A 1,185-nucleotide genomic window follows, 5' to 3' on the forward strand; every position below is an offset into this window, starting at 1 on the left:
ATTGCCCTTATTGGTGTTAAAAATAAAAACTATTCATATTTGTAGAACCAATACTATATTAGAGTAATATGGTACAAATTCAGAAAAAATTATTATCGGACAATAATATAGGTGGAATCATGGCTATTTTCAAAGATTTTTCAAATGAATATATTTTCGATGAAAAATCTGTACTCCGGAGAATAAAACCGCCAATGTGTGACAAATGTACTTCTCAGATGGTACATAATGGCTATAATGAATATTCAAAACAAAATTTGGGCAATCTTAAAATTGGGAAATATAAGTGCCCAAACTGTAAATTAAACAAAGAAGAATCAAAATCTTCTTGGATAAATTTGGTTTCTGAAGTTAAAGAATTTTATGGTTCATTTGCTTTGGATTGCCTTGATATGGATGTATCCTATGACGGAATGGCAAGAATTTCAAAATACATCCTCCATCGTGGGAAAGACTATTTTCTGGATTTAGCCGATGATATGCTCTCAGAAATTGATTTGCCACCTATAGAATTAAATGATGAAATTCCAATTATTCATTACGATGAGCAACATCCTAAAAGAGAAAGAACGCAGAAATATCGGTTGACTGTTCTGGATGGCAAATCAAAAAGACCTATTTTCGAAGAATTAACTGATTCAAAGGATAATCCGACAATTATTAACTTTTTATCTAATCTACCTACTGAGAATATCTCTCCTTTTATCGTTACAGATCTCGACAGAAGGTATGGTGGAGTATTTGAGACGGTTTTTGGAGAAAATTATATTCATCAAAAATGTTTGTTTCACCTGAATCAATTGATCACAAAGATGTTTCCAAAAAATCGAACAATTTACCAGGAATATGTAAAATATCGATTTTTAAACATTTTTTATGAGCGCGGTACAGAATTGTCCTTCCTTGAAGATTCACTTCAAGAAAAGGAAGTAAGATTAGAACTTGGCTTACCGGCTAATAAAGACTGGAAGAAAGAAAAATTTAAGGAATTCAGAAAATTATTGGATGATAGGGAAAAATCTCGTAGGAGAAGAAAAGAAAATCTCCCTATGAATTCGTACGAGAAATCATTAGATAATCTTGAAGAACTCAGAAAATTCGTTGATGAAATTGACACAAATAGGATTAATAGCAATCTCTGGGATAAATTGGATAAGAGATTAAAACAAATTGTGGAGGATTTCA

The 1,185-nt window shown here is 31.3% G+C and carries 1 protein-coding gene; it reads left to right on the plus strand.

Annotation, left to right across the window (positions count from 1 at the left end; all coding sequences use genetic code 11):
- Positions 1-68 precede the first annotated feature (68 nt).
- On the plus strand, positions 69-1,185 hold a 1,117-nt coding region (locus U9P79_00890; GenBank protein MEA2103187.1), incomplete at its 3' end, for a hypothetical protein.

This window comes from Candidatus Cloacimonadota bacterium (genome assembly GCA_034661015.1).
Taxonomy (GTDB): Bacteria; Cloacimonadota; Cloacimonadia; order JGIOTU-2; family JGIOTU-2; genus JAYEKN01.